Annotated in this window: 23 protein-coding genes; 2 read left to right on the top strand and 21 right to left on the bottom strand. The window is 66.0% G+C overall.

The window, feature by feature from the left end; all coding sequences use genetic code 11:
* Positions 1-23: 23 nt before the first annotated feature.
* The 19 genes from LVB87_RS14505 to LVB87_RS14595 form a co-directional block, all read right to left on the bottom strand.
* Positions 24-641, bottom strand: a complete 618-nt coding sequence (locus LVB87_RS14505; protein ID WP_232898665.1) for a TetR/AcrR family transcriptional regulator — start codon at positions 639-641, stop codon at positions 24-26.
* A 201-nt stretch (positions 642-842) separates the two neighbouring features.
* A complete protein-coding gene (locus LVB87_RS14510; protein WP_232898666.1) occupies positions 843-1,886 on the bottom strand; it encodes a lipid A deacylase LpxR family protein in 1,044 nt (347 codons plus the stop codon).
* Complete coding sequence (locus tag LVB87_RS14515) at positions 1,883-4,978, bottom strand: efflux RND transporter permease subunit (RefSeq protein ID WP_232898667.1); 3,096 nt, start codon at positions 4,976-4,978, stop codon at positions 1,883-1,885. Before LVB87_RS14515 ends, LVB87_RS14510 begins: the two co-directional genes overlap by 4 nt.
* Positions 4,975-6,093 carry an efflux RND transporter periplasmic adaptor subunit gene (locus LVB87_RS14520; protein WP_232898668.1) on the bottom strand — a complete coding sequence of 373 codons (1,119 nt, stop codon included), beginning with the start codon at positions 6,091-6,093 and terminating at the stop codon, positions 4,975-4,977. Before LVB87_RS14520 ends, LVB87_RS14515 begins: the two co-directional genes overlap by 4 nt.
* On the bottom strand, positions 6,090-6,278 hold the full coding sequence (locus LVB87_RS14525; protein ID WP_232898669.1) for a hypothetical protein: 189 nt from the start codon (positions 6,276-6,278) through the stop codon (positions 6,090-6,092). Before LVB87_RS14525 ends, LVB87_RS14520 begins: the two co-directional genes overlap by 4 nt.
* Positions 6,275-7,657 (bottom strand): TolC family protein, encoded by a 1,383-nt coding sequence (locus LVB87_RS14530; RefSeq protein WP_232898670.1) that lies wholly within the window; start codon positions 7,655-7,657, stop codon positions 6,275-6,277. Before LVB87_RS14530 ends, LVB87_RS14525 begins: the two co-directional genes overlap by 4 nt.
* A 245-nt stretch (positions 7,658-7,902) precedes the next feature.
* Complete coding sequence (locus LVB87_RS14535) at positions 7,903-8,535, bottom strand: NAD(P)H-dependent oxidoreductase (protein ID WP_232898671.1); 633 nt, start codon at positions 8,533-8,535, stop codon at positions 7,903-7,905.
* Positions 8,536-8,588: 53 nt separating this feature from the next.
* Positions 8,589-9,308, bottom strand: a complete 720-nt coding sequence (locus tag LVB87_RS14540; protein WP_232898672.1) for an MFS transporter — start codon at positions 9,306-9,308, stop codon at positions 8,589-8,591.
* A gap of 59 nt (positions 9,309-9,367) precedes the next feature.
* A complete protein-coding gene (locus LVB87_RS14545; RefSeq protein WP_232898673.1) occupies positions 9,368-10,747 on the bottom strand; it encodes an NAD(P)/FAD-dependent oxidoreductase in 1,380 nt (459 codons plus the stop codon).
* A gap of 10 nt (positions 10,748-10,757) precedes the next feature.
* Positions 10,758-12,209: an NAD(P)/FAD-dependent oxidoreductase gene (locus LVB87_RS14550; RefSeq protein WP_232898674.1), complete on the bottom strand. Its 1,452-nt coding sequence runs from the start codon at positions 12,207-12,209 to the stop codon at positions 10,758-10,760.
* 3 nt (positions 12,210-12,212) lie between these two features.
* The gene (locus LVB87_RS14555; RefSeq protein ID WP_232898675.1) at positions 12,213-12,821 is read right to left on the bottom strand and encodes a hypothetical protein; all 609 of its coding nucleotides are present in this window, start codon (positions 12,819-12,821) and stop codon (positions 12,213-12,215) included.
* On the bottom strand, positions 12,818-13,885 hold the full coding sequence (locus tag LVB87_RS14560) for a tetratricopeptide repeat protein (RefSeq protein ID WP_232898676.1): 1,068 nt from the start codon (positions 13,883-13,885) through the stop codon (positions 12,818-12,820). Before LVB87_RS14560 ends, LVB87_RS14555 begins: the two co-directional genes overlap by 4 nt.
* A gap of 5 nt (positions 13,886-13,890) precedes the next feature.
* Positions 13,891-14,670 carry an SDR family NAD(P)-dependent oxidoreductase gene (locus tag LVB87_RS14565; protein WP_232898677.1) on the bottom strand — a complete coding sequence of 260 codons (780 nt, stop codon included), beginning with the start codon at positions 14,668-14,670 and terminating at the stop codon, positions 13,891-13,893.
* A gap of 2 nt (positions 14,671-14,672) precedes the next feature.
* Positions 14,673-15,794: a DUF4331 family protein gene (locus LVB87_RS14570; protein ID WP_232898678.1), complete on the bottom strand. Its 1,122-nt coding sequence runs from the start codon at positions 15,792-15,794 to the stop codon at positions 14,673-14,675.
* Positions 15,795-15,799: 5 nt separating this feature from the next.
* A complete protein-coding gene (locus LVB87_RS14575) occupies positions 15,800-16,573 on the bottom strand; it encodes a glucose 1-dehydrogenase (RefSeq protein ID WP_232898679.1) in 774 nt (257 codons plus the stop codon).
* A gap of 33 nt (positions 16,574-16,606) precedes the next feature.
* Positions 16,607-18,025, bottom strand: coding sequence for a hypothetical protein (locus LVB87_RS14580; protein WP_232898680.1), 1,419 nt, complete (start codon positions 18,023-18,025; stop codon positions 16,607-16,609).
* 21 nt (positions 18,026-18,046) lie between these two features.
* Positions 18,047-18,781 carry a hypothetical protein gene (locus LVB87_RS14585; protein ID WP_232898681.1) on the bottom strand — a complete coding sequence of 245 codons (735 nt, stop codon included), beginning with the start codon at positions 18,779-18,781 and terminating at the stop codon, positions 18,047-18,049.
* Between the two features lie 204 nt (positions 18,782-18,985).
* Positions 18,986-19,180, bottom strand: a complete 195-nt coding sequence (locus LVB87_RS14590; RefSeq protein ID WP_232898682.1) for a hypothetical protein — start codon at positions 19,178-19,180, stop codon at positions 18,986-18,988.
* A gap of 83 nt (positions 19,181-19,263) precedes the next feature.
* On the bottom strand, positions 19,264-22,191 hold the full coding sequence (locus LVB87_RS14595) for an AAA family ATPase (RefSeq protein ID WP_232898683.1): 2,928 nt from the start codon (positions 22,189-22,191) through the stop codon (positions 19,264-19,266).
* A gap of 171 nt (positions 22,192-22,362) precedes the next feature.
* On the opposite strand from LVB87_RS14595, the gene LVB87_RS14600 reads away from it, so the two are divergent.
* Positions 22,363-23,097, top strand: coding sequence for an MgtC/SapB family protein (locus LVB87_RS14600; protein WP_232898684.1), 735 nt, complete (start codon positions 22,363-22,365; stop codon positions 23,095-23,097).
* A 47-nt stretch (positions 23,098-23,144) separates the two neighbouring features.
* Here LVB87_RS14600 and LVB87_RS14605 read toward each other — a convergent pair whose 3' ends face one another.
* Positions 23,145-24,311, bottom strand: coding sequence for a carbohydrate porin (locus LVB87_RS14605; protein ID WP_232898685.1), 1,167 nt, complete (start codon positions 24,309-24,311; stop codon positions 23,145-23,147).
* 604 nt (positions 24,312-24,915) lie between these two features.
* On the opposite strand from LVB87_RS14605, the gene LVB87_RS14610 reads away from it, so the two are divergent.
* Positions 24,916-25,242 (top strand): nuclear transport factor 2 family protein, encoded by a 327-nt coding sequence (locus LVB87_RS14610; RefSeq protein WP_232898686.1) that lies wholly within the window; start codon positions 24,916-24,918, stop codon positions 25,240-25,242.
* A 40-nt stretch (positions 25,243-25,282) separates the two neighbouring features.
* Here the strand turns inward: LVB87_RS14610 and LVB87_RS14615 are convergent, their stop codons facing one another.
* Complete coding sequence (locus tag LVB87_RS14615) at positions 25,283-25,666, bottom strand: hypothetical protein (RefSeq protein WP_232898687.1); 384 nt, start codon at positions 25,664-25,666, stop codon at positions 25,283-25,285.
* Positions 25,667-26,315: the final 649 nt, after the last annotated feature.

The raw sequence follows: 26,315 nt of genomic DNA on the forward strand, positions 1-26,315 counted from the left end.
TGAAAATGATGGCGCACGTTCCGTCAGCGGGCGTGGCCTTTGATGAACACCTGCACGGCGCCGCGCAGGTGCGCATCATCGATTGGGCCAAAGGCCAGGCCGCTGCATCGCGACCGGAGCGCCTCGGGACCCACGATGAGTGCGAAGAAAAATGACGTTGCGGAGCTGACGTCTTCCAAGGCCAGAACGCCAAGGTCCGTCTCGTGACGGAGAAAGTCGTCGATGGCCACGAGATAGGGCATGACCGCCCTCCCCCGAATGTGCTCCCGCAGCGGAGTCGAGAGATCGGACGCCAGTGCGCGCCGAATCAAATCGTAGTTCGCGCTTGAAAGCAGTCGGCTCGTGCGCTTTGCGACGACGAGCAGTCGCTCTTCGATCGAGCCCGTGACGCCCGACGTCAGTTCCGATGCGCGCGGGAGTTGCGCGAGCACGTGGTCGAGCGCAGCCTTGAACAGATCCTCCTTGGTGCGGAAGCTGCGGTAGATCGTCGTTTTTGAAATGCCGATCTTCCTCGCCAGTTCGTCCATTGCGATGCCGTCGACGCCCCGGCTTGCAAAGCACGCCTGGGCGGCGAGCAGGATGCGCCGCTCGACGTCGAGGGTCCTTGGCCTGCCCCGGGGGCGCGTGGCCAGTGACTGCATCGGTCGGCTCATCGGGCTTCTGCGGGCCCGCGAAGGGCCTTCCAGAGTTCTTCGATCGAGCGGAAAGGCGTCGACTCTCCGGACTCGACGTCTTCGACCACGCCGGCCAGACCCTCGGCATTGTTCCGGTAGATCCGAACGACACTCGAACGCACGAGCGGTTGATTCAGGGGGATTTGATTCATGGCATCTGCTCTTCGATCATCGGATCCACGAGACGCTCAGGTTCGCGAACTCCGCACCTTTGTCCTGGCCGTCGAAGGCCTTGGTGGAATAGTTCGTCGAAAGACTCACGGCGAACCTGCCGCGACGCACGGATGCACCGACCGAAACGTTGCCCACGAAGGGACGCGTATCCACGGATCGGCTGTCGTGGAAGACCGTGCCGTCCAGCGGCAGGTAATGAGCGACTGCGTGACCGCCAACGCCACCGAAGAACGACACGGACCAGCGATCGGTCGGCGCAACACCGACGGTGGATGCGGCACTCAGGCCTTCGCGCAGGGACGTTCCTCCCAGCGCGTTGACGAGATTCCAGCCCACCTCGCCGTACATGCCGGCCCCGACACCGGTGAAATAGGTGCCAAGACCGACGTTGGCGACCGGGACCAGGCGCCATTGCGCGGATTCACCGACACGGCCCTGCTTCCACAAGTGCGCCGTGGTGAAGCCGACATTGATGATCGGCTCCTCCGGCAACTGCGTATGCCAACCCATGGGCTCGTCGGCACCGATGGCCTTGTGGAACTTGCGCTGGGTGCTCGCAGCGCCGGACGCATCGCCGGTGACGCCGAGTTGGAGTTCCCACGCGTTGGTCCAGCGCTCGGAACGCGCGTAGAGCACGTTGTCGACGTAAAGAACGCCCGCGTAAGGCTGGTCGCTCAGCGGTGGGTCGGAGAGCGTGATGTCGGTGGGGGTATGCATCTCCTGGGCAATCGTCCAGGACGCATAGGTCTTGTAACCCGCGTCACCGACGAACGGGAGGAAATCCCAGAACCGTCCCCATTGGCGGACGAACGCCTTGTCGTCGTAGGCATCCAGGTCACCCGAGACCCACGTGGCGCCAAGCCCGTTGGTGTAAGCGTTGTCGGATCCGGTCAACACATCGTTTTCGACAGCGAGCGTGAGCGCACCGCCTGGGTTTGCCGCGTCCGCCGGAGTCGAGACTCCGGCGGCGCACAGCGAGGACACCATCAACAACCCCGGCACCATGTTGCGCAGGCGTTTTTTCGTACGGCGGTTCATGAGGCCTCCATTGCGAGCGCACCGGCAACACCGTCGGTCGACTCGGCTTCGCGCCGCAGTCCAAACCACGCGGCATACAGGGCCGGTACGAAGAAGATCGTCAGCACGGTGGCGACGGTGAGGCCGCCCATGATCGCGATCGCCATCGGGCCCCAGAACACACTGCGCGTCAGCGGAACCATGGCGAGCACAGTGGCGGCCGCGGTAAGCACGACAGGTCGTGCACGTTGCACGGCGGCCTCGACCACGGCACTCCAGCGGTCGCGTCCGGCGGCGATCTCCGCGCGAATCTGGTCCACGAGGATCACCGCGTTGCGCATGATCATGCCGGACAGCGCAATGACGCCGAGGATCGCGACGAAGCCCAGCGGCGCCTGGCACACCAGCAATGCTGCGACCACGCCGATCAGGCCGAGCGGCGCCGTGAGGAACACCATCGTCATCAGCGAGAAGCTCTGGAGCTGCAGCATGAGGATCAGCAGGATCACGACCAGCATCACGGGGGCGACGGCCATCAACGCGGCATTCGCCTTGTCGCTCTCCTCGACCGCACCACCGACGTCGATGCGGTAGCCCGACGGCAGCTTCGCTTCGATGTCCTTCAGGTTGGGACGGATCGCCTGCGTCACGGAGACGCCCTGCTGGCCGTCCTTGACGTCGGCCTTGACGGTAATGGCCATGTCACGATTGCGCCGCCACAACACTGGCTCTTCGAGGCCGTCGACGATGCGGGCCACCTGCGCCAGCGGCACCGTCGACCCATCGCGTGCATACAGGTTCACGCTCTTGAGGGCTTCGATGTTGAGCCGCTCGCTCGGGACCGCACGCGCGTCGATGTCGATCAACTCCTCGCCCTCGCGTAGTTGCGAAAGCGTGGCGCCGTTGGTCAGGGTCTGCGTAAGCATCGAGACATCCGACGGCGACAGGCCCAGCGCGCGCACCTTGTCCTGGTCCAGCTCGAGGCGCATCGTGCGCACGGGGTCGTTCCAGTCGAGCTGCACGTCGCGGACGTTCGGATTGGCGCGCACGACGCTCTCCACCTGGCGCGCGATGCGGCGCACGACCTGGGTGTCGGGGCCGACGATGCGGAACTGCACCGGGAATCCGACGGGCGGGCCGAGTTCGAGTCGGGTCACGCGGACCCATGCCTCGGGGAACTTCTCCTCGGCCAGGGCCATCAGCCGCGTCCGCACGCGTTCACGCGCTTCGAGGTCGCGCGTCATCACGACGAACTGCGCGTAGCCGGGATTCGGGAGTTCCGGATTCAGCGACAGGTAGAAGCGCGGCGCGCCCGCACCCGTGTACGCGGTGTAGAAGCGCACGTCCTTGTCGTGTGAGAGCACCGATTCCAGACGCTTGACCTGTTCGGTCGTGGCCGCAAAGGAGGAACCTTCCTTGGATCGCACATCGACGATCAACTCCGGGCGTGTGCTGTTCGGGAAGAACTGCTGCGGCACCAGCTTCATGCAGCCCAGGGCCACCACCATGGCCGCAGCCGTGACGCCGATCACCCACCAACGCTTCGCGATCGCGGCGTCGATCCAGCCACGCAGGCGACGATAGCCCTTGGTCTGGTAAGGGTCCGCACCTTCGTGGTGCTTGCCCAGTTCCTTCGGCAACATCTTGACGGCGAGGTACGGCGTGAAGATGCCGGAGACGATCCAGGAGACCACGACGGCAATGCCGACGATCCAGAAGATGCCGCCCGCATATTCACCCGTCGTCGACTTCGAGAAGCCCACCGGCATGAACGCCGCCACGGTGATCAAAGCGCCGCTCAGGCGCGGCATGGCTGTCGCCGAATAGGAGAAGGCGGCCGCCTTGGTGCGGTCCCAGCCGGTTTCCATCTTCGAGATCATCATTTCGAGCGCGATGATCGAGTCGTCGACCAACAGGCCGAGCGCGATGATCAGCGAACCCAGCGAGATTCGTTCGAGGTTCCAACCCAGGGCCATCATCGCAATCGCGACCACGCTGAGCACCAGCGGCACCGACAACGCGACGACGATGCCCGTCCGCCAACCAAGGCTCAGCAGGCTCACGACGATGACGATGACTAGCGCCTCGATCAGCGATCGCTCGAAGTCCCAGACCGCTTCGCTCACCGTCGTCGGCTGGTCGGCCACGCGCTCGAGCTCGACACCGTAAGTCAACTCTTTCTGGATTCCGTTGACGGCGAGTTCGACGGCCTTGCCCATCTGGACGACGTTGCCGTCATTGGTCATGACCACGCCGATCATCAGCACGGGCTGTCCGTTGTGGCGCACCGTGTAGGTCGGCGGATCCTGGTAACCGCGCTTCACCGTGGTGAAGTCACCGAGGCGGATCAGGCGGCCGCCCGCGGAAATGGGCACGTTGCGAATGTCGTCGAGGCTGGTGAACTGGCCGCTCGTGCGCACGTACACGCGGTCGCCGGTGGTATCGACCGATCCGGCGGGGACCATGCCGTTCTGGCTCTGCAGGCTTTCGGCGATCTGCTGCGGCGTTACCCCGAGTGCCGCGAGGCGCTCGTTGGAGAACTCGATGTACACGCGTTCGGGTTGCTTGCCGATGATGTCGATCTTCTTGACCATGGGCACGTGCAGCAAACGGCGCTTGACGATCTCCGCCGTGTCGGACACGCCCGCGAGGTCGTAGCCATCGCCCTTGACGGCGTACATCAGGCTGTAGACGTCGCCGTACTCGTCGTTGATCACCGGGCCGACGACGCCTGCCGGCAACTCGCTTCGGATGTCCTCCAGCTTCTTGCGTGCCTGGTACCAGGCTTCGCGCTGGTCTTCCTTCGACGTACCGCCCTTCACCGTGAGGGTCATGCCGCCGTAGCCCTGGCGGGCGAACGTCACGACCTTCTCGAAGTGATCGAGCTGTTCGAACTTCTTCTCCATGCGATTCAGGACTTCGTCCTGCACCTGCTGCGAGGTCGCACCGGGCCAGGCCACCATCGCCGTCATCGAGGGCACGGAGAAGTTCGGATCTTCGAGCTGTCCCAGGCGCGGGAATCCAAGGACACCCGCGACGCTGATGATGAGGATCAGGAAGAGGACGAGCGAACGGTGTTCCAGGGCCCACTGCGTGAGGTTGAACGACTTCATGGCGCACCTGCCTGCGCGCGCGCGGGCGAAGCGACCTGCTCGTCCGGTACCGCAACGACCAGGCCGGGCGCCATCTTGTGGACGCCCGCGGTCACCACGATCGTGCCTTCCCTGGGACCGGCGACCAGCACGGCGTCATTGCGATACCCGCGCACGGCCACCGGCATGAGTTCGACGCGCGCCGTCGCCTTGCCGCCCATCGGAAGCGCGGCCCAGACGGCAGGCTTGCCGTTGCGCTGCGTCAGCGCGGTGGCCGGGACCGACGCCGCGGGCGCTTCGGCGCCGACGCGTTCGGCCACCAGCGTCGCACTGGCGCCCAGCGGCAGGCGTCGCGCCTGCGTCGGCTTCAGGCGCGCGCGATACGTGCGCGTCTGTGCTGCGGCCTGCGCGGCGATCTCGCGGAGTTCGACGGCGAACGTTTCGCCGGATGCGCTGGCGAGGAATGCCTGGAAGCGCGACTGCTTGAACTGTTCGAGGCGTTCTTCCGGCACGTCGACGACGAACTCCGGTTCGGCATCGTCGGCGATGGCGACCACCGGCTGGCCGGCGGCGACCACCTGCCCCATTTCGACGCGCACGTTCGTCACCACGCCATCCTGCGACGCGCGCAGCACGGTGTAGCCCACCTGGTTCTGCGCGAGCTCGAACGTACGGGACTGCGCCTTGGCGGCGGCCGAGGCGGTATCGAACGCGTTCTTCGCGTGTTCTTCGTCCGAGGCGCTCACCGAGCCGTCGCCCTTCAGCGCCTGCATGCGCTTCCAGTCGGACTCGGCCTGGCGGAAGCGCGCATCGGCCGCTTCGAGCTGGCGCTGCGCGCCATCGGCCGAGAGACGGTAATCGTCGGCGTCGATGACGGCGAGCACGTCGCCTTTGCGCACGGACTGGCCGAGCTCGACGCGGCGCGCGACGACCTTGCCGCCGACCTGGAAGGCCTGGTCGACCTCATGGCGTGCCTGCACGACGGCGAAGTAGCGGTTGGTGTCGCGGGTCTGGTCGTAGTGGACCCGGGCCCAGCGGATGGGGCGATGCACTTCGGCCGGCTTGTCGGAGGAACAACCCGACAGCAGCGAGAGGAAGGCGAAGGCCACGGGGGCAGCGACGATGGCGGTTTTCACGAACGAACCTCGTTGGCAGTTTGGGTTTGGCTGGTTGGGGCGGGCATGACGAGCGCTTCGAAGAACAGGACGGTGTCGATCAGTTCGTCTAGCTGGCTCTCGCCGTGGTACGTCCCGGCGTCATCGGACGCGCAGGCCGACAGCACGGACAGCGCGATGCATGCAGCAGCGATGGCGAACTTCATGAGCGCGCCTCGATGGCGGGCGTGCCCGTGCTTGCGGCGCTGCGCGGCGCGCCAGGTTCGAACGCTTCCCACCCACCGCCGAGCGCCTTGAAGACGCGCACGCTGTCGAGCAGCAATTCGGTCTGGCTGTCATTCGCACCGAGCCGCGCCTGCAGTTGCGCGCGCTGCGCATCCAGGAGCGGGAGCAGGTCGATCTGTCCGCGGTCGTACAACGACCGCGCGTGGCGCAGCGCGGCGTCTGCTGCGTCGGCGGCGCTGGTCATGGAAGCGGCGCGCTGGCGTCCATCCTTCGACGCGACGAGGGCGTTCTCGACATCCTCCAGCGCGCGCACGATGGCGTCTTCGTAGCGCAGCACCGCCGCGTTTTGGTCGGCCCCCGCGGCGTCGTTGATCGCCTTGGTGCGACCCCAATTGAGCAACGGCATGGTCAGCAGACCCGCGACGTTGCCGAAACGCGCGGCACCAAGGCTCGCACCGTTGACCTGAACGTCCTGGCTGCCGAAGAGCGCGCTCGTGAACAGGCGCGGGAACCACTCCGTCGCCGCTTGGCGGCGATGCCAGTTCGCGGATTCGAGTTGCGCGCGCGACGCGAGGAGGTCGGGGCGACGCTCCAGCAGTGTCGCGGGCTGCCCCGGGCTGATCTCGGGGGCCGTCACCGTGCCGTTCCAGGGAACGAGCTTCTCGCCCATCTCGGGCGTGTCGCCCATGAGCGCGGCGATGCGGTGCCTGGAAACAGCAACGAGCGTCTGCAGCGGCGGAATGTCGGCATGGGCGCGCTCTGCGTCGGCGCGCGCGCGTTCGACATCGAACTGCGATGCGAGGCCGACGCTTTGGCGCGCCGTGACCAGGCGCAGGGTTTCGTCCTGGGCCTTGGAGATGGCCTGCAACGTTTCGAGTTGGCGAAGCGCGCCGGTAAGGGAGAAGTAGTGCGAAGCCACCTCGGTCAGCACGAGCAGCCGCACACCGCGGGCGTCGCCCTGCGCCGCCGTGACGTCCGCAGCGGCCGCTTTCGCGCCGTCGCGCAATCGACCGCTGAGGTCGATCTCCCAGGAGACGTCGAGCCCGGCCGAGCTGCTCTTCATTTCCGGCACGGCGCCCTGCGCCGCACCTTCGTAGCCATTGGTGCTTCGCGTCGCGCCTGCACTCAGACCCACGCTGGGCAGCAGCGCAGAACGGCTGATGCGTTCACCTGCACGCGCGGCGCGGACGCGTTCGGCAGCGATTCGCACGTCGCGGTTCTGGATGGCAGCGCGCTCGATGAGATCGGCCAGGACCGGATCGCCGTACGCCTTCCACCAGGCGACCTCGGGTGCCTTCTCCGCTTGATCGACACCGGCTGCGCTGTAGCTGCCGGGCACGTCGACGGTGGACTGCAACATCGGCGTTGCGCAGCCCGCCAATCCGAGCGCGGTGCTGCAAAAAAGAGTCGCCGCGGCCAAACGCCAGGGGAAGCGTCGGGGGGGAAGTGGCCGCGGCGACGGGGAACGGGAAAGCGGTGTTGAAGCGTTCGGGGACATTGCGCTGACTCGCTGTTGTCGATGGGGTCAGCGTAGTCAGGCGGTGGAGGCGAAGGGTCAGCAAACGGTCGGCGATCGGTGGACATTCGCCCACGTTTGCGTCGGTGCTAGGACTGCAAGGTCGCGACGGCCTGCGTGATGCGTTCCTGCGCCTGCGCCATCGCGGCCTGTCGTTGCGCGGGGCTCACGTTGAGGCCTTCCGCCGCAACGACGTCCACCTGCTGGATGCCGATGAAAGAGAAGGCACTGCGCAGATAGGTTTCTGCATGCTCCATCGCCTGTGCGGGCGATCCTTCTCCGTAGAAACCGCCCCGCGCGACCGCAAGGAAGATGCGTTTGTCCCCGGCCAGGCCTTGCGGCCGGCCTTCGGTGTACCGAAATGTTTTTCCTGCGATGGCGATGCGATCGATCCACGCCTTGAGCTGGCTGGCGATCGAAAAGTTGTAGAACGCCACGCCGATGACCACGATGTCGGCGGAAAGGAACTCATCCATGATGGTCTCGCCCAGCGCGAGATCGCGACGCATGGGGCCGTCGAACGGTGCTTTCGGATCGCCGCGCGTCGCCGCCAGGTACGGGCCGGACAGATGGGGAATCGGTTCGGCCGCCAAGTCGCGGTAGGTGACGCGAAGCGCGGGCACCTTCTGGCGAAGATGGTCCACGACGTGGGAAGACAGCACGCGGCTCGCGGAGGCGTCGCCGAGGATGCTGGAATCGAGATGCAAGAGAGTCCTGGACATGCGGGTGTCGGTGTGATCCATGTGGGGGGAAATTGGGCGTCGCGCACCGCGGTTCAGGCCGCAGGCGCACGCAGGTGCAAATTCGTGACATGCCGCTGGGTGCGCCGACGGCGACGCGGAGCGAACTGACGCGTGATCGCTGCAGCATTTGCGTAGGCAAGCGACTGCGCAGGCGGGCGCACGTTCCTCGGCAGCCACCGCAGGCCCGCGATGGCCATCACCGACCCCACCGCGAACTGGACGAAGAAAAGACCGCGCTGGCCAAGCTCGGACCCGGAGGCGCCCACCATCACGAAGGCGATGACGCCCGCGACGAGCGTGAAGAACACGGCAAGCGCCAGCGCCGTCGACATCCGTCCATTGCGGCAGAACAGGAACGCTGCGAGGAATGCCCTCGGACCGAAGCTGCCCGTGGCGAAGCCTTCGAACCCGCGCATGGCAAGCAGAAGCGGCTGGGACGGAATGAGCGCCTGCAGGCAACCGAACGCGGCGAGCACGAGCGCGGCCCAGGCGAAATACATGCGCGTGCCGACGCGCTGCTCGATGGGCTGCGCAGTCGCCACGCCGACGAAGCTCGCCAGGGTGTAGACGGCTGTTGCCCACGTATGCATCCCACCTGCCGGGAGCGCTGTCCCTGAAGTCGTACCGAGCTGGACACCCAGGACCTGTGCGGCAAGGTTGGCAAACAGGAAGCCGGCCGAACCCATCAGCAAAACGGACTTGGCAGCCGGCGACATGGCTTGCGGATCGGAGTCGGTGGCGAGGGCGTTCATGGCTAGATCGGCTCAAACTGTTTCGGGATCCAGCGTAGGAGTCACGCGCCGACGCGTGGTCAGCGAACGGTCGGCACTCGGTCGCTTTTCAGTGGCGCGCCCTGCCCCGCTGAGTTCGGCGGCCCGCTTCGTTCGGACATCGCGTGGCGCCCGAACACCTGCTGCAGCGTGATCACGCGCTCCGCGCGACCACCGCCCAGCAACCCGATGGTCCAGTTGGAGAAGACGGACAGCCGGTGCTTGAAGTCGGCGAGCGCCGCCAGGTGCACGACCAGCCACAACATCCATCCGGGAAATCCGGCAAGGCGCGATCGACCGATCTCGGCCACCGCGCGGAATCGCGAAATCGTCGCCATCGATCCGTAATCCCGATAGCGGAACGGCCGGTGGCGCGAATCGCCCTCCAACCTGCGACGGATGGTGTCCGCGGCATGGCGACCGGACTGCATCGCGACCTGCGACACGCCCGGCAGTTTGTCGAGATGCATCAGGTCCCCGACGACGAACACCTCGGGATGGCCCGGCAGGCTGCAGTCGGCGTCCACATGCACACGACCGGCGCGATCGATTTCGAATCGGCCCGCGTTCGCCAGCATCCGTCCAAGCGGTGAAGCCTGGACGCCGGCGGCCCAGACCTTCGTCGCAGCTTCGATCCGCCGAAGGGACGGCAGCTTCGAATCGGTCTCCAGTCCGTTGCGGTCGACGTGCGTCACGGCGGTGTCAACGTGGACCTCGACGCCGATGTCCTCGAGGTCCAGCATCGCGCGTTGCCGCAGCGCTTCCGGGAATGCGGACAGCACGGCGGGGCCCGCATCCAGCAGGACGACGCGCGCCTCGGCTGGATCGATCCGCCGGAAATTGTTGCGCAGCGCGCGGCGGGACAGCTCCACGAGCTGGCCCGCGAGCTCCACGCCCGTGGGGCCCGCGCCGACGACGACGAACGTCAGGAACCGGCGCCGTGCCGCGGCATCGTTCTCGCGCTCGGCCATCTCGAAGGCCCCCAGGATGCGACCGCGTACTTCGAGCGCGTCGTCGATCGTCTTCAAGCCCGGCGCGTCGTCCGCGAACTCGGGATGGCCGAAATACGACTGACTCGAGCCGGTGGCGACGATGAGGCTGTCGTAGCGGACCTCGCTCGTGCGATCGAGCGTCGTCACCTTTAGGCGCCGCGCCTCGAGGTCGATGTCGATGACTTCGCCGAACAGCACACGCGCGTTGCGCTGGTCGCGCAGCAGTTCGCGCAACGGGGGCGCGATGTCGCCTTCCGACAGGATCCCGGTCGCCACCTGGTAGAGCAGCGGCTGGAACAGATGATGGTTGGCCCGGTCGATCAGCGTGACGTCGACATCGGCGCCGCGCAGCTTCCGGGCCGCCGCCAGCCCGCCGAATCCGCCGCCGATGATGGCGACGCGATGCTTGTGCTTGTTCGTGCGCTGCATGGTGGGTTCTTCAGTTCGTGGTGGCGTCCCGTCGAACTCGTTCGCCCTGGCCACTGAGCGGAAGCCCCAGCTCCATGGCCACGAGGATCGCCGCGTGGACGAGGACTTCGGAATACGTGGGAAAGGAAATCGCGATGCGCGCCAGGTCGTCGACGCGCATGTCGGCGGCCATCGCGATCGCGGCCAGTTGCGCGATCTCGACGGCGCGCTCGCCGACGACGTGGCAGCCCAGGATGCGACAGTCGCTGCGGTCGACCACCAGCTTGCAGAAGCCGAACGTGCGGCCTTCGATGATCGGGCGCACCGCGGCGTCCAGCGGCACAAGTGCGGTGGCAATGGCGTGCGTTTCGCGCGCTTCGGCTTCGGTGAGCCCTACTTCGGCGTACTCGGGATGCGTGAAGCTGCCGGACGGCGTCACTCGGTGCGGGAGCGGGAGCGTCGGGCCCTGCAGCGCGTTGGTCGCGGCCACGAAGCCATCCTCGATCGCGCCCGGGACCAGCATGAGCCGACCGGTCACGTCGCCCGCCGCGAAGATGTGCGGCGCGGTCGTCTGCAGGAACCTGTCGACGCGGACGTTGCCGCGCGCATCGAGCTCGACGCCGGCCTCGCCGAGATTCATTCGCCCGGTGTCGGCCACCCAGCCGGAGGCCATCACGATCACCGCGGCCTCGGTCGCTGCGTCGCCGCCATAATTGCGATAGCGCATGCGAACGCCGTTCGGCGTCTGGTCGAACGCGGTTACGTTGCCGAAACCTTCGCGAAGGTCCACGCCCGAGTCCCGAAGGCCCGCCGCGACAGCCGACGCCACGGCCTCGTCCGCGCCGCGCAGGATGCGCGGGCCACGCTCGAACAACTGGACGCGCGAACCGAACGCCTGGAACACGGCGGCGACCTGCACGCCTGTATCGCCGCCGCCGACGACGAGCATCGACGATGGCACCTGCTCGAGTTTCCAGGCGTGGCTGTGCGTGTGCGTGAACTCGATCCCGGGGATCTCGGGGCGCCGGCCCACACCGCCGGTGCACAGGATGAACTTCGAAGCCGACAGGCGAAGACCGCTCGTGGTTTCGATAGTGTGCCGGTCGATGAAGCGCGCCACGCCTGCCTGCTCGATGAGCGTGACGCCGAGTGCATCGATCCTCTCGCGCAACGCAGAATGCTCGCTGACCTGGTGCGTGATCTCGCGCACGCGCGCCAGCAACTTGTCGTAGTGCAGTCCTGGCGCGCCCGCGCTAATGCCGTAGCGCGGCATTTCCCGCGCCTCGCGGAGCAGTCGCGCAGCGAACGCCAAGGCTCTAACCGGCACGGGCCCGTCGTTGGCGGCCATGCCGCCGAACTCTGCGGCCGTGACCAAGGCGGTGCGTGCGCCGAGCTCCGCTGCGCGAAGTGCAGCGAGTGCGCCGGCGGGACCGCCGCCCAGCACGATGACGTCATGTTCGCGTACGTGCATTGCGTCAGGCATGGCTCAAGCTCCAGCGAACAACCAGTAGAAGCCGATCGCCACGGCTGCCACCGACGGGACTCCCAGCAGCGCACCCTGCACGCGCGGACTTGCAAGCTGTCGACGTCCCGCGCCCCACCCGATCAGCGTGGCGAAGGTGCCCATTGCGGCGACACACGCAATGCCGAACAGCGCCAGATAGGCACCAGCAGCGACATTGGAGGGCAGCGCGAGCGCAGGCACGATGCCGAGCAGGTGTGCGCTGCCTCCGACACCGTGCACGGTGCCCACGGCGAACGCCTCGTGGCCGTGGTGTCGGGATGCGACATCGTGCCCACGTCGGATGCGTGCCAGCGCTGAACGGAGGCCCCACGCGCCAATGCCGATCAGCACCAAGCCGACCGTGCGCTCGCCCAGCGCGGAGACCACCTGGATCGGAAACGCGTCGCGCAGCAGCAGGAGCACCAACCCCACGCAGAGCACGCCTGCCGCGTGGCCAAAGCCCCAGCGCACGCCCGTGCGCCAGGCGCGGCCCTTCGCTTCCACGGCATATGGCGCGATCGCCGCGAGGTGGTCGGGCCCCGACAAAACGTGGAGGAAGCCCGCGGCAAGCCCGGCGAAGACGAACATCATGCGGGGATTCGCACGAGGTCGAGGAACCAGCCCGAGGCGTGCGGTGTCTTCCGCGCCTTCGCCTTGGCTTGCGCTTTGGCGAGCAAGCCGCGCGAGCGCGGCGTATCGCGCAGCGCCCGGTTCTTGGTGGCGAGTTCGACCGCGAGCCGCGGGTGGTTTCCGATGCCCATGTAGAAAGCAGCGGCGTGGTCGGCGTACGCCTCGGGGCGACGTGCGAGCAGCGACGCATACGCCTCGGCCGCGCGCTGCGCTTCGCTTTCCGCGTCGACGTGATGCCCGCGCGCGGCCAGGATCTCGGCACGGGTGGCCAGGTATTCGGGATCGTCCGAAACCGCTGGCAGTGGTGCGATGAGTGCCGCAGCAGTGTCCAGGTCGCCGCGTGCGAGGGCGACTTCGGCGCGATGTCCGCGACCCGGCACGTGCCCCGGCAGGATGGCGTCGAGCTGGACGAAGATTTCCTCCGCACGCTCCAGCGCACCATGGCGCATCGCACCTACGCCCCATTCGAAGAGCAACTGGGCGCACGGCAAGGGCGAGAAACCCTCGTCCACCTCCAGCGCTTCGGCGTACAGGAGTTCCGCCATGGCCCACTGGCCCATTTCGGCGGACAGCGTCGCGAGGGCACCCAGCGTGTCGATGCCGCGCGCGTCATTCGCAAGACGCTCGCGCAAGGCCAGCGCCTCCCAGTACTTTCCCGTGGCTTGCAGGAGCGACGCGCGCACCTTCAGGGCTTGCCGGTTCGCCCCATCGCTGCCGACCACCTGGTCGAGCCATGCGTGGGCTTCGTTGAAGCGATGGAAGCGCTCGGCGACGCGCGCGCGAAGGAGCATCGCGGCTGGATCCGCGGGAAACAGCGACACGGCCACGCCCGCGATCGCTTCGGCGCGATCGTGGTCGGCGATGCGGCCCAGCACATCGCCGCGGAGGAACAGGTGGTCCGCAAGCGACACCAGCGCTGCCGGTCGCGCACCATCGAGTCGGCTTCGTTCGAGCCCTTCGATCGATGCAGACAGATTGGCCAGGGCAATCCGCCCGCTCGTGTAGCGCGCCGGGTCGAGTTTCATGGTCGTTATCTCTTCAGTCCGGTCAACAGCGCGGGGTAGCCGCACGTCAGGGAGCCACCGTCGATCACGACCGTGTGGCCGTTGATCGATTTCGCATCATCGGATGCCAGGAACACCGCCGCTGCGGCGATTTCCGTCGCTTCGACCGGGCGCCCCATCGGGATGACGTCGAGGAAGAGTTTGCGCATGGCGGGGTCTTCCAGCTCTTTGCGCGTGAGCGGTGTTTCGACGAGGCCGGGCGCGATGCCCACCACGCGGATGCCGCGGGAACCGAGTTCGAGTGCGCCGCAGCGGGTGATCTGGTCCACGCCGGCCTTGGCTGCGCAGTACGCCACCTGTCCTTCGGCCGGCTGCTGCCCGTTCACCGAGGAGATGTTGATGATGACGCCAGCGCGTCCCTGTTCGAGCATCTGGCGCGCAGCGTGTTTGACGCAGAAGAACACGCCGCCGAGCGTGACAGACTGCACAGCGCGCCACTTCTCGGCGGTGAGTTCGGTGAGCGGCGTGATCGCGCCGAATCCGGCGCTGTTGACGACGATGTCCAGCGATCCAAAGGCTTCGCGCGCGCCGCGCATGACGGCTTCGACTTGCGTTTCGTCCGACACGTCGGCGACGCGCCCGGTCGTCGAGGGGCCGAGCTCGGCCACCGCCGCGTCCAGGGCCTGGCGATTGACGTCGCAGAGCACGACATTCGCACCGGCGGCGACGAACGCCGTTGCGATCGCCTTGCCGATGCCGGAAGCGGCGCCGGTGACGACCGCGGTCTTGTTTTTCAAGGTGTGCATGTTCAGGTCCTGAGGAAGGCGGGCAGCGGAAGGTCGCTGCGGTGGTTGGGGTCGCGCACGTAGGGAAAGCGGAGGCTTGCGGGTTTGGTCGGTGCGTCGACGCCATCGCCGAAGCGCGGTCCACGTCGCGCGTTCACCATCCAGGTGAGCAGCTCGTCGAGGATGTCGTCGTCGAGCCAGCGCCCGCCTGCCGTGGCGTGGGGCCTTTGTTCGGCGAAGGCGCGTTCGATCTCGAGGAAGCCACCCGGTGCGAAGGGCTTCGCAAGGTCGAGGACGAGGAAGTCGTCCATGAGGACGTCGCGCAGCGGATGTCGTCCGTTCGCATCGAGCGGCCACGCGCATGCGTCATCGAGGCGATCGAAGAACGCCAGGTTCGCGTCCATGCGCGACTCGTACAACGGTCGGTACACCGGCGAGAGCGCGAACGTGTCTTCGCGGTTGTAGATGTCGCGCAGCTCGATGCCGAAGGTGCGCGGATCGCGCGTCGGGTTCGCCATCACGACGTTCTTGATTTCCGGGCGCCCGACGCGTTCGATGCGCATCGGCTTGCCGCTTCGCGTGACCGCGGTCTCGGCGACGGCGGAAACGAGCGAGGCGCCGCCGAACAGATCGCGGATGGGCGCGTAAGGCAGCTCGATCGCGATCACGAGGACGTCGCGCAGTTCGACCGTGTTCGTGGCGGTGTCGAACGAGAGTTTTCCGGACATGTCCGTGCGCAGCGCAGCTTCGACGTCCATGAAGAACGGATCGCTTGCGAGGCCTGCGAAGACGCGGATGCCGTCCTGCTCGGTCGCCGTACCGACCGCGAAATCCACGCGTCGCCCGCACGACGTGGCCAGTCGGGCGGATTGCGCGGAGCCTCCTTGCTGCAGGTCGCTGAACGTCACGTCGATCGCGTACTCGACGGCGCCGGCCACGAGGCGGCCATCGGACGGCTCGAGCGGCCGCAGCCGGAATCGATGCGCGATGATGTCGCTGAAGCAGGCCTGCGCCGTCGCCATGGGAAACACATCCATGACCAGCACGAGGTTGCCAGCACGTTCCGGACTGGGGAACGCGTAGAAGTCGGTGATATCCACTGCGGGATCGCCCATCACCATGGGCCCACTGAAATGGTCGGACATGGGCTTCAGTTCCTTGCGGCGAGTCGCCCTTCGGGCGCGCCTGGTTGACGAATCATTCCCGCCAGTTCGCCGCCGTCGGCGATGAACTCGGCGCCCGTCGAGAACGAGGACGCTTCGCTCGCGAGGAAGACGGCGAGCCTGGCGATTTCCATCGGCTGGCCGATGCGGCCCATCGCGACGTGGCGCAATTCGACCTGGGGGCCGTCTTCGTTGAGCGGCGTGTGCACGATGCCGGGGTGGATCGAGTTGACGCGGATCCCGTAAGGCGCGAGATCCAGCGCTGCCGCCTTCGTGAGGCCACGGACGCCCCACTTGCTCGCCACGTAGCCGGGCATGTTGGCTTCGCCGCGCATGCCCGCCATGGACGAGATGTTGACGATCGAGCCACCGCCGGCAGCCTTGAGCGCGGGCACCGCCGCGCGAATGCCGTTGAACGCACCGGTGAGGTTGACGGCGAGGACGTTTTCCCAGTCCACGAAGCTGCACTGGTCGATCGCCCCGTAGCGCGCTATCCCCGCGTTGTTTACGAGCACGTCCAGCGCGCCCCAGGTTTCCACCGCCGTTGCTACGGCGGCAGCCCAATCGTCCAGGCGGGTCACATCGAGGTGCACGTACGTCGCAGCGCGGCCGATCGCCGACACGAGCTCTTCGCCATCGCGGTCGAGCACGTCGCCGATGACGACGTTCGCGCCTTCGGCGACCACGGCCTGCGCGATCGCCGCGCCGATGCCGCGCGCGCCGCCGGTGACCAGGACCACCTTTCCATCGAGGTGATGCATGGCATTGTTCGTGGCTTGCATGGGGGACATGGCTCAGAACCTCTGTTCGATGAGGCCTTGCAGCGCTCGCAGACCGGGCACGAACAGGTACTCGCCGCCCTTGACGTTGACGAAGCTCGGCAGGTCGAAGAGGAAGGGACGCTTGGCGCCCGGCACCGACATCTGGGAGCCGTCGCCGTTTTCGGCGTTGATCGGATCCTGTTCGTTGGGATCCAGGCCGATGAACTCGCCGCCCTTCATCCACTCGTACTGCACGAACTCGAACTGCCTTTCGATGTCGGCCTGGATGAAGAGCGCAGCGAGGCCGCGATCGATGCCGTCGTCTTCAAGGACGCCGTCCGCAAGATGCGGCCCGTACTCGACGCCGCGGCGGAGCAAACGATGCCGACGGACGGCTGTCGCGCGCTTCAGCGGCGTCGCGCGCGGATTGGAGCGACGCAAGTGCGAACCGAGCGGACAACGCAGGCCCTGATCGTCGCCTTCGTAGCTGAAGTTGTTGCGACGATGCGGATCCGCCGCGATTGCGGGGTCATCCTGGTCGGGCGAGAGATCCAGCGGGCAACCACTCGGCCAGCGGCCCATCATCTTGGCCGCGACGCGCTCCTGATCGTTGGTTGCTTCGGATCCGTAGAGGGACTTCGCGGCCGTCGCCAGGTAGCGGCGAAAGCCGGCGACGTCCTGCTGCAGCTTGCGGAATACGAGGAACGTCCCGTTGACGCGTAGTTCGAACGGCTCGGGCACGGTCGTGCCTTGCATGCCCGCCTCATCCTCGTAACCGAGCAGGAACTCGCCAGGCTTCAATGCACGCCAAGTGCCGTCGTCTTCGAGCACGCCGTCGCCCGGGTAGGACGGGGTGTCCATGCCTTCGATGGGCGGCTGCGAGATCGGGTCCGCGAATCCGAAGTGTTCGCCTTCCGAGCCGATGCCGCTCTCGTGGGCCAGCGCCATGGTGTCCTGCACGAATCGGATCTCGATGCCGCCGACGTCGTCCATTTCGGCGCGGATGACCTGCATCGCTTCTTCTCGGCCTGCATCCGAATCGGTGCGGATCCAGCCCATCGCATGGATGTCGGGACCGCCCATTCCGCCTTCCCAATGTTCCGGGGCGTTGCGTCCGACATCGCCGATGACGCTGGCGCGTCCGCGCATGCCGACACGGAACGCCTCGGGAAAGCTTGCGAGGGAGCGCTGCGAAAGTCCCAGGGTCTTCAGACCCTGGAACGTGAAGCCGATATTGATGGTGTACCGCCTGCCGTGCTCCTGCTGCCGCGCATTCACGCGCCCCGACAGCCGCCGCAGCCACGCGCGACCCTTTTCGCCATCAGCAAACCTGAAGAAGACGTGGCGGCCGTATCGCATGAAGATGGGCGCGACGATGTTGTCCTGGATGTCGTGCAGGTTCTGGTGCAAGTCGGCGGAGGTGAGGCTCCGCGTCGCGGTGGAACTGGACATGGTGGGTTCCTCGCAGCCGCCTTACGCGGCGGCTGCCTTGGCGTTGCCTGTCATCTCGACGCGTTCGGCGACATCCTCGTACTGCCATTCATTGGCGACGTTGGTGTCGATGTTCGCGTCGCTCGCCAAGGCCGGCGAGGGCTCGGCAAGCGCAGCAAGGAAAGCGTTAACCGCATCCTCGACGGCCTCGCCCTTCGCGATGGCGCGCTGGAACTTCTGCGTCTTTTCGTACCAGTCGGCCGCCTTGTAGATCTGGGCGATGCTGGTTTGCGGCGCAACGTCGTAGCAGGCCAGCGTCTTGATCTGGCCACGGGCGATGTATTCCACGACATCGCGCGCGGTCACGCCCGCGCCGCTCGGGCAGCCGACGCATTGCCCCCACACGGCCAGCAGGTTCTCCGTACCGTTGAGCACGAAGTCGTCGAAATACTTCTCCAGCGTGCCGTCGAACTGCGAAATGAAGACCAGCGTGTAGCCGTCGAAATCCTGCGTGCGCGTGACAAACCAACGCGCTGTACGGATCAGTCCCAGCTTGGTCATCTGCTCCGAGAACGTGGCACCGGGAGGATTGACCCAACCGCCGGGCGCGAGCACCGCAGTCAGTGCGGCCAGGTCGGCGTCCGGTTTGAGGCGCCACATGCCCGTAAATTCCTTGACGTAGTTCTTGCCGCCCTGGCCCATGACCAGGCCGGAGTAACGCAGGCCCCACGTGCCCGCAGTGGTGGCCGGTGCGGATTGCGCCGGGCAGGATTTCATCGACATTGTTTGGATCTCCACGAGAGGGGTTTGGGTCGTTCGACGCCTGCCTGATCGATCAGTGCAGCGCGTGGGACACAAGTTAGGGGCCGCGGCTCGTGGAGTGGTCAGCGAATGGTCGGCGATCGGTCGCAATGCAGTGGCGCTGGGTGGAATCGAGGGTAGTCCGTCACGACCGGTCGGAGGCGCCGAGATCGGGCGTTGTCAGCGTCCGTCGGGCGTGGAATCGGTCGCCAGATCTGCCCTGATCAATTCGACGAGTTCGAGCGACGATGTGAAGTCATATTGCTCGCAGGTGAGCAGATTCTCGACGCGGCCACACATCGCATCGGGCGTGGCATCGTTGCGTACCTTGACGACGTAGGCGCGACGGTTGGGGAATTTCGAATCGGAACTCATGATGGTTGGATGACCGCGGATTGACTGACGGTCATCCTATTTGCGCGCCATGAGCACGAGGTCGCCGATAGGTCGCGATTCGGTCAGGAGTGAGGCAGGCGTCCCGCGAGGAGGGCCCGGGCCCTGGCGACCAAGGGCGTGTCCTGCGCCTCGACCAAACGTGCGACCAGCGCGGCGAGCGCGTCGATGTCTTCCGCGACCGGGATGCCCTGCTCGACCAAGGTGGTCAATGCCAACAATTCAAGCCATGGGGAGGCCTGCACCCGGGCCTCCTTGACCGCGCTGCGGACTGCGGCATCGGCACGGCCCTGGTTGCTCCGGTGGCGGGCAATCGCGGCATCGATCAGATGCAACTGCGGCATGCAGATGCGCTCGTCGTGCCGTTCGACCAGGACAAGCGCTTCATCAAGGTTCGCTTGCGCCGCTTCGTAATCCCCGGCCGCTATGAGCGCTTCCGCGGCATAGGTCAGCGTTTCCGTGGTCCCCGACAACATTCCGAGCGCGACGTTCTCGTCGCAAGCCTCACGGATGCGGCGATAACCTTCGCGCGGCTGACCGAGGCGCGATTCGGCCCAGCCTTGGAAGAACCGACCGGCCAGGCGCCCTTGGGCCAAGGCGTACTCCTCCACCAGTGCCAGCATTTCCGCCGCGAGAGACGCCACGCGCTCGGCATTGCCGAGACGCACCTCGACCAGTGCGTCCAACCAGATTGCCACCATCACCGCCATCGGCTGCCCGAGACTCCGGGCGCGCGCATGCGCCGCGTCCAGGTGGGCGCGGGCTTGTTGCACGAGGCCCAGGTGCACCAAGGGGACACTGAGCATTGCACGCGCCGTCACCTGGGGGTCGGCGATGAAACCCAGGAGCCGCGTCTCCGAGGCCTCTTCCAGCGAGGCCACTGCCGGCAGGATGCGTTCGAGCGCGCGGCGAGCCGCCTCGTGTCGTCCCTGGGCCATGTGCGCCTGGCCCTGCACCGTTCCCGCAGCGACGATCAACAACGCGTCGTCGGTGGCTTCACCGAGGGCTTCGGCCCGAGCGGCCGTCAACAAGGCTTCGTCGTACTCCGCACGCAGGTTGAGCAGGAAGCCGAATCCATGCAGCAACAGGCCGCGCATCGGGTGGTCGGGGGTTTCGCCAAGGCGTGCTGCAGCGCGAGCGAATGCATCTCGCGAAACCTGGCCCGCACCAAGGGCCTGGAAGGCCGCGATGCCTCGCAGCGTCCCCAGCGTCAGCTCATGTGCGGCACGCGCCGGCCCCGCTTCCACTTGATCGATCAACACGAGCGCGCGTTCGCTGAGCGCCAGGCACTCGCCGGGACGCAGGTGTTGCAGGGCTGCCTGCGCCGCTTCCGCGTAATGGCCCAGCGCTGACATCGGCTGGCGTCCCTGGTCGAAATGCGCTGCAAGTGCTGAGGCCGTGACGTCCGCACCCGCGTCGCGTTCGCGCTCCAGCGCAAGGGCGATCCGCCTGTGCAATTCAACGCGGACAGGTAGCGTCGTTCGGTCCAGGACGGCTTGCCGATACAGCGCGTGCCGGAACGCGTAGTCGTCGCTTGTCTCCAGCCCCTGTTGCGATTCCGGCGTCGCGACGAGCCAACCTTGCTCGCGCACCAGCGCATCGCAGGTGTCGGACACGTCCAGCACATCGCGCTCCAGGACCGTGGCCAGAGTCTCGACGCGAAACCGCGTGCCGCACACCGAGGCCGCGCCGAGCAGCGCGCGCCTTCCCGCGTCCAGCCGCCCGAGGTAGTGGTCGATCAATGCAGACAGGCCTTGCGGCAACGGGATTTCCGAGAGTTCGCCGACAGGAACACCACCCTTGCGAACGCGCGCCGCGACATCGTCCGCTATGGAGGCGACGAACAGCGGCACGCCTTCCGTCCGGTCATGGAGCGCACGGACGAACGCTCCGTCTTCTGCCAATGCGGGCGCGCGCGCGGCGAGAAATGCCGCGGTTTCACGCTCACTGAAGGAATCGAGCACGATTTCCTCGCACAGTCCGGCCAATCGCAGTTCGTGGCGCAACGCGCCGAGTGGGTGGTCCATCGCGATCACTTCGGTGAGGCGGAACGTCGCGAGCCACATGAAGCGCGCCGAGCCACGGCGGCGCGCAACGTAGTCGATGAGCTGCGTTGTCGCGCGGTCCGCCCAGTGCAGGTCTTCGGTGACCAGCAGCAGCGGGCGATGCTCCGTATAGCGGTCGAGGAACTCCCCCAGTTCCCGCAACATGCGCTCGGGATGGACGCCAACGAGTTCGCGCTGCAACGCTTCGCGCACCTCCGCCGTGGTGAGCCAAGGGAGTTGCAGGAGCCAGGTCGGCGCAATGTCGCGCAGCATCGGGACAACGGCGTCGTCGCGACGACCGAGTTCGGACAGCGCTTCCAGCACGGCGTGGTAAGGCTCGCCGGCGCCGAAACTCTGCACGCAACTGCCACGCGCGCAGGAGACTTCATCGAAGCCCGCGATGAAATGTTCGACCAGCGTGGTCTTGCCGATCCCGGGCTCACCGGCGACCCACGCCAGCGTGCGCCGGCCCGTGTTGGCTCGCTCCCAGGCACGCTCCAATGCGGACAACTCGGCATCGCGCCCCACGAACCCGCTGCCTTTCGCACCGTCGACATCGTGGCCAGTCCGATGCTCGCCCGCGACGGCAAGTTCGCCAGGCGCGGCGGGCTGCATCACGACCGGCCGTCCCACGAACCGATATCCGCGACGCGGGACGGTTTCGATGAATCGGGGTTGGCGCGGATCGTCCTCGAGCGCGTTGCGGATGTCGCTGATCGCGCCCTTTAATACGGAGTCACTGACGAAACGGTGTCCCCAGACAACGTCGAGCAACGCATGCTTGGTCAGCATCGCGCCGGGCTGTCGGGCGAGCGCGCACAGGAGCTCGAACGGCGTCGGGGCAAGCGCGACCGGGCTGCCTGCGCGCAGCAGCCGAGCGTTCCCTTGGTCCAGTTCGAACTCGCCGAACCGGACATGCAGGGGATCCGGGGCTGCGTTCACAGCCACCACCGACGCTCCAATTGATCGCAGATGCCCATTGTCGCCCTTGTGCAATGTCGAAGAAACCAGCGCCCTGGCCCAGTGCCATCTGGCGACCGAACGCAGACGGATTCCTGACCGTTCGTCCGCCGGGAGGCCCCAGTCTGATTCGCACCGCACCTCGGACGCCGCCCGCCAATGCCATTCGCAACCCAGCATCACTTCTGGAGCCCGGAGATCCTCAGGGCCAACGGCTCCATCGCGCTCACGCTCCTGGGTGCCCTGGCGCTCGGCATGCTCGTCGGTTATGAACGCTCCTATCGCGGGCGGGCGGCCGGCATGCGCACGTATGGCCTCGTGTGCATGGCATCCGCGGCCCTGACCGTCCTCGTCGGGTTCAGGCCGTTGTGGTACGGCGGCGTCTCGGGTCCCCTGAGTGATCCCACGAGCGTGGTCCAGGGCGTCGTCACCGGCATTGGCTTCCTTTGCGCCGGCGTGATCATCAAGGATGGTTTGAGCGTGCGCGGCCTTGCGACCGCCGCGTCCATCTGGTCGGTCTCTGCAGTGGGCGTGCTCTTCGGTGCCGGCTTCTACGTGGCGGCCTCGGTCTTCGCCGTGCTGTGCGCGCTCTCGATGTCGCTGTTGCATCAACTGGAACATCGACTCCCCGGCCGCACGACCCTGGACCTGCACCTTACGTTTCGAGCCGGGTTCCGACCCAGCCTGGATGAGATCGCCGCCATCGCCCAGGAGCGCGGGTACCGAATTCTGCGCGACAGCGTCACGATCAAGTTCGCCGACAACCAACCGGTGTGGCGACTGGCGGTGATTGGCCTGAAGCGCTCGCGCGCATTGTCGCCGGCGCTGCTCGCGGAACAACTGACGAACTTTGAAGGGATGGCGAAATTCAGCATTACGCCAGTGCGCAACTGATTGCGCACAGGGCATCGTCCCGCCCGGCAGAAGCCTCGCAAGCGCGATCAGAAATTGATGCCGACCTGTACACCCCAGACCAGCGCGTTCTTGACTTCGTCCGTGCCGCCCGGATGCAGGACATATTGCAGATCGGGCTGCACGAAGACGGCACCCTCCTGGATATCGAGGCGATAAGTGAATTCGGCAACATCCTCGTGGCCCTGACCATCCAGCGGACCAGGCAACCGGCCGACTTGCTGCGCGCGACGCAGTTCGTCACTGAAACGACCGGTCGCGAAACCGACGCTGAGAGCGTCCCGCGGCCGCGCGTCGAACAAGCCCCGCGCAGAGAGGCCCACGGTGAAGAATGCGGGTAGCTGCTGCCTGCCGGAATCCGGTGCGATCGTGACCGAGCCAATGGCGCCAAGGCCACGATTGCTGCCTGAGCTGCCGAACGGCACGAGCACCTGGTCGAAAAGACCGTAGGCGCCCCAACTTCCCGACACCTCCGCGCCTGTCTTGAAATCCGTCAGCCGGCCAGCGTCATACCAGGCGCCCAGCTTGTAGTTTCCGAGCAGTTGGCTGTCGCCTGGCAGTCCATTGACCTGGTAACCGAACTCGACCATTGCAAACGCAGGCCCGCGTATCGAAAAGTCGAGACCATGGTGTTCGTCGGCACGAATCCCGAGATCACCGTTGTAGACCGCACCCGTGAGGTAGGTGCGCGGCGTCGGTTTCACCTTTATGAGCGCCGCCCAGGTGCCGGTGTAGGCAGTCATGCCAGGCGCATCTAGCAGAATTCCGAACGGGTTCCCACAAAACGCGTTGGACACCAAGCCGCAGCTATACGCCGAGACCATGAAATCGTCCGTTGCCGCAAACCGCCCAAGGCGGAGCTCGACGCGGTCATTGAACAGCGCTTGCTGATATGAAAAATCAATCAGTCGCCACGTCTGGAAGCCGTAAATCTGTTGCGTGCCGAAGACGTTGCCGATGTATTCCTGGGACAGGCTTCGACCCCACCGCTGCGACGCGGACAAAAAGACCGAGCCGCCCTTGATCCCGAACATCTTGTCGAGATCGCCGACCAGGCTGAGTTCGACGCTCGTGGGAGCCGTAATGCCCTTGGACAGGCCGCCGCTGGCGTTGCCCGCAAGGTCCGTGACGAGGATCAGCCTCGGTGTCACTCCGTGGCGTTCCAGATCGGACCGGATCCCGCCCCAATCGCCCATCAAGTGATCGGACGGCAACACGAGCTCGAAGACACGCGCCGTGGGGTCCCGTGAGGTTTCCCTACCATCGTCCTGCACGGAAGCTGCGGACGCACAGCAGGCGGGGAGAAAGAGAGTAAGAGCAAGAAGATGCCGCCTTTTTCCAATCCCTCCGAAAGGGACGTGGTTCGTGGACATTGCGCTGGACTCGCATTTATCAAAGGAGTCAGCGTAGGAGGGCTATGCACGAGAAGGGTCAGCAAACGGTCGGGATTGCGTGCGCGCACGTCCGCAATCCAATCCTCCGCGACGATTTTCTGATCGATCCCGCGTGGGCGGATCAACTACGAAGAGGACGCCAGCATCGCCATTGACCAGTCCTCGACGGTCTCAATCGCCTTGGCTTCCGACGAACACCACACACGGGCGCGTTACGCCGCGCGCATATTGTCCCTAGGGGCAGGATGGCTCTGCCGAGGCGATCCGTTGATGAGCCCTGATGTCCGCTATCGGCCAACAGCGGTCACTTTGGTTCCTGCCAGGTGTTGCTACGCCGGTGCGCCCTTGTCGCTTGGTAAGCCTATCCCCACTTTGATACATCCCAATCTCGGCGAGGGAGTCCCAGATGAAAATCGCGCTACCAACTCCAATCAAGCTCTACCTGCAAGCCGATGCAGACAAGGACGAGAGTCTCTTCACTCAGTGCTTCGCCCCTGATGCCGAGGTCCGGGACGAAGGACGTACGATCAAGGGCGTGGAAGCCATCAGGGTCTGGAAGCGGGACGCGAAGAAGAAGTACCAGTACGAGGTTCATCCGTTGGCTGCGTTACAGGACGGCGACATGGTGTCGCTGACCGCGCGTCTCACGGGCAAATTCCCCGGCAGCCCGGTCGAGTTGACCTACGCCTTTGTACTGCGGGACGACCGGATCGCCTCGCTTGAGATCCGCTGACGTCTCACACCGGACTTCCGCTTTGGGCCGGAAGCTCCGCTTAGCTGCATGCGTACTTCGCGAGTTCGTAGGGCAGCGCCGCCGCGAGAAGGTACGCCAAACCCCAAAGGGCTAGCGCAACAATAGATCCGAGCAGGATGCGAGGCCATTCGATGTGGAGAATTCGCCGACCATCAGGCGTTGTCGTTTCGCGAAGTCGAATCTTGTTGTAACGCGATTGGAGCTGGGCACCCAAGGCGAACCCAGCGACGACTTCAATCCAAGTGATCCAAATGGGGGCACCGTGCTGGCGCGCCGTCTCCAGCACTACCATCGTTGCAACAACGCCCAGCAGGTAGAACACCTCAGTTCCGAAGCGATCATGGGCGTTCGGGATCGCCGCCATGGCGCGGTCGTAGGAGACGGGATCGCGAATCTCGGGCATCGGCGCACCTTCGGTTTTGGGTACGCCGACAATGGTTACTGCGAGCCGGGACTGTTGTCTTCTAGTTTCGACAAGACTTTTTCTCGGGTGCGACGCGCCAAGCGCGTTGGTTCAGAGATTCGCCAGAGGGTTGAGTCTTCCCCTTCGACTTGTCCGGGGCCTTTGTGTGTGGCTGTGGCGCGAAGTTGAGCACTCGGACACTGCAGCCGCGTGTTTCGGACTCTCGGAAGGTTGAGCGCGACCTTGGACTTGCCATCCGCACTCCTCGGACCCGTCGAGAGGCCTCCATGCCACTTGCATCGATTCCCTTGGAGCCGAGGCCCTCGGCAGGGCTTGCCGGCCTTGGTGAGGGCCCTGCAGCGCCCATGGTGGTGTCGGCAACGGGTACCCCCCTCCTCAGCCCAGGCCCTGCAGGGGGTACCCCCTTTGGTCCTCGCCTTGCACCGAACTCGCCGGGGTTTGGCCACCAAAGTCATTCGCGCGCGTATGCAAAACGCCATATCTCGGGTGACAGCACCACCCTTCAAGGTACCTGGCCCATGCCTAGTGGGTGCCATGGGGTACCCCTCCCTCTTGGTTACCACCCCCGCCCTTCGATTTGGCTCTGCGGCGCTTGCGGAGCTCTTGGGCATGCAGCGGGCATCGGAAC

It is taken from the genome of Lysobacter sp. KIS68-7, assembly GCF_021284745.1.
GTDB lineage: Bacteria > Pseudomonadota > Gammaproteobacteria > Xanthomonadales > Xanthomonadaceae > Noviluteimonas.